The 2,775-nt window shown below is 36.2% G+C and carries 3 protein-coding genes and 1 pseudogene; 1 reads left to right on the plus strand and 3 read right to left on the minus strand.

Features of this window, described 5'->3' with window-relative positions:
- Window positions 1-283: pseudogene (locus tag K8V80_RS06625) on the minus strand (glycoside hydrolase family 125 protein); the annotation flags it as partial.
- Window positions 284-567: 284 nt separating this feature from the next.
- Between K8V80_RS06625 and K8V80_RS06630 the strand changes: the two are divergent.
- A complete protein-coding gene (locus K8V80_RS06630; protein ID WP_276776357.1) occupies window positions 568-1,407 on the plus strand; it encodes an exonuclease domain-containing protein in 840 nt (279 codons plus the stop codon).
- 95 nt (window positions 1,408-1,502) lie between these two features.
- Here the strand turns inward: K8V80_RS06630 and K8V80_RS06635 are convergent, their stop codons facing one another.
- Together K8V80_RS06635 and K8V80_RS06640 are read right to left on the minus strand one after the other, a co-directional pair.
- Window positions 1,503-2,288 (minus strand): DUF1828 domain-containing protein, encoded by a 786-nt coding sequence (locus K8V80_RS06635; RefSeq protein ID WP_276776360.1) that lies wholly within the window; start codon window positions 2,286-2,288, stop codon window positions 1,503-1,505.
- The coding region (locus tag K8V80_RS06640) for a DUF6978 family protein (protein ID WP_276776362.1) at window positions 2,285-2,775 on the minus strand (491 nt) is incomplete at its 5' end. The genes K8V80_RS06635 and K8V80_RS06640, both read right to left, overlap by 4 nt.

Raw genomic sequence — 2,775 nt, forward strand, 5'->3', positions numbered from 1 at the left:
TAGTATCTAGAGTATTGGGGAAGCAGTTTTCGAACATCCAAGCTAGTTTAGGATTTTTCAACATCCCTTTAACTCTCTCGATTTCTTTATCAACTACTTTGGATACAAAAAGCCTTTTAGATTCAGCTGGACGATTCGTTTTATACTTACTCCACACATCAGTTGTTACTGCGGTATTATCGCTATACTGAATCATTGTGTTAGTCATACTACTTGCGTCCAACCCTTTTAGCATTAAAGCTGAAACGATTAAAAACTTGTAGTGTGTAGATTTAAATTTCATTCTTGTACTTTTTAAAGCTATTAATAATCTGTTTGGATACGAAACTAGTTAATATTTTTCATACTACAGAGGGTTACATCAAACTTTCGATTACATACCACTCCTTGTGTAAAACATTTATCGACTAGAATATGTTTAAGGTTCTCTTTTCTTATGGCTGATCACCTTTCTTCTATAAGACAACTCAAGTCAAAGCCCTACTCAACAGATTTTTGTAAAAAAGATTAAATTGATTTTTCTGTATTTCGCTTTTCTTTCACTACTTTTGAAAGGAAAGGTTGGTTATGAATAGATATGATTTTATTGCGATAGATGTAGAAACGGCTACTTCGGCTAAGCCCCGTTTTATTTGTCAGATAGGGCTTGCTTATGTGCTCGATGGGGAAATTGTGAAGAAGGAATCGTATCTGGTACAGCCGCCCCACAACCACATTGAATACCGCAACACCATGATTCATGGCATCTACGAGAGCGACACGGCTCAGGCTCCTACTCTGCCTCAGGTATGGGAGAAGATAGGGTTTGATTTACGTTACAACCAACTTGTGGCTCATAATGCTAAGTTTGATGAAGCTGTGATTGCCGAGAATCTTTTTCACTTCAGAATACCCAACAACCTTCGTTCGTTTATCTGCACGTATGAGTTGCTACACCTCGGATTAGAAGATTTGTGTTATGCTTATCAGATAGCCTATACCAATCATCACGATGCTTGCTTTGACGCAGCCTGTTGTGCCCAGTTTTACATCAACTATCAGCAAGGGCTGCATCCTCAGTTTTCACGTATTCCTCAACAAAAGAAAAAATCAACTTACCGAATGCTTACGGGAGATGTTTTGAAACAAGATCTGTCGCAAGCCAATCCTCAGAACCCCTTTTACAATCAGAAGGTAGTGATTACGGGTACTTTTCAAAGAGATCGGATGGAGCTTGCCGAACAAATTCAACAACTAGGCGCAAAAATAAATACCTCCATCTCTTCACGTACCAACTTCGTATTGAAAGGAGAAAAAGCTGGTCCTGCCAAACTCAAACGTATCCACGAACTACAATCTCAGGGAGTACCCATACATGTGGTAGAAGAAGAAAAACTCATGAAGGTTTTAGAAAAATGGTGTAAATGAGATAACTTTCGTCAAGGCTTCAAAGATACTTTTATAGAGATAAGACAGCATGGAGTCTCTCCTATTAATGAGGAGAAAAGACAGTATTTGTTCAATTAAGCTACGTCAAAAGCTTTATCTAGCTTGTCAGTACGTTCACTCCATCTAAGAGTTCGAGTGCCCATATTCTTTAGAGCTTCCAATAATTCAGCTTTTGGAGAAATCTCTAAATCATTTATTACAGCCAATCCACACACTTTTTTACCTCTTACTTCAGCAGTGCGAGCATTATGAACATCTTGCCAACTAAAGAGGAAACGCTCTACATTATCTTGTTGCAGACGATTGAAAGTTTTTACTAAAAGCTCTTCTTTCAAACCAGCTAGTTGAACATCAAATACATACTCAAGTCCCGACTGACCACTTACTCTAAATTCTGGTGTGTGCCTTATTTGTTTATCCATCAAAACATCAAAGACTTCATCTTTAAAAAGATTAACTATATTATCTTTTACGAGATACTGCATCTCTGCCAGTTCTAAGATTGCAGTTAATAAATTATGTTTAGATATTGCAAAATCTTTCTTTTCACATTGGATATTTAGATGCTTATTTTCATCTATCTGCACACCATGAATGCGGCAAACATAATCTATATGATCCCTTTTCACCCCCTTGTTATAGGTTAGACCTAGCATATCTAAATTGGAAAAAGTTTCTCCACCATCAGACAAAAGATAATAACTACCCATTTCTCTGACATAGATATCTATGCAATCGTTGAAGAAAGCAGTATAAGGGATCGATACGATATTCCACTCAGATTCTGGATCTGAACTAATAAGGGTATTATCTTTTAACCACTTGAAATATTCTTGTATTTTATCTTCTATTTTATTCATTCAAAGGGTAGTCTTGTATTACAGTGTACTTTGATTCTATTGAGTAGTCCTATACGTTCTGAAAAACACAATACGGCTTCTGCAAAGTTAATATTAATATTATCTCTTCTTATTTCTTTAATAGGGAAATCACTTTCATCCAATGGAATTGCCCAAGAAAGTCCATATCCTGTTACATAAATATGTATATGGTTACCCTTTAATATTGCGTTCCCATAGGCTTCTAAAAAAGGAGGAACTCCATTTGCAAAAGGGGGATTCTTATGTTGCCCATCGGTATAATCTATTCGGAGCAATTCTATATTTCTAGTAGATTCACGGTGAAATAAAGTAACTTTTCCAAATACCATACCAGAGATAGTGATATAAAGATGAAACAGGCTATTTTTATCTGCTTCATTTTTCATCTGTAAGTATAAATTCCCATCCTGCTCTACTTGATATTCAATGGAACACCCTTTGGGTATATGCTTTATAGAGTATTTAG

The sequence above is a fragment of the Bacteroides coprosuis genome (assembly GCF_020741705.1).
Classification (GTDB): domain Bacteria; phylum Bacteroidota; class Bacteroidia; order Bacteroidales; family Bacteroidaceae; genus Bacteroides_E; species Bacteroides_E coprosuis.

What these genes read in the sequence shown, in the direction of transcription:
- K8V80_RS06635 (WP_276776360.1), bottom strand. Translation starts at nt 2,288, where the DNA reads ATGAATAAAATAGAAGATAAAATACAAGAATATTTCAAGTGGTTAAAA.
- K8V80_RS06630 (WP_276776357.1), top strand. Translation starts at nt 568, where the DNA reads ATGAATAGATATGATTTTATTGCGATAGATGTAGAAACGGCTACTTCG.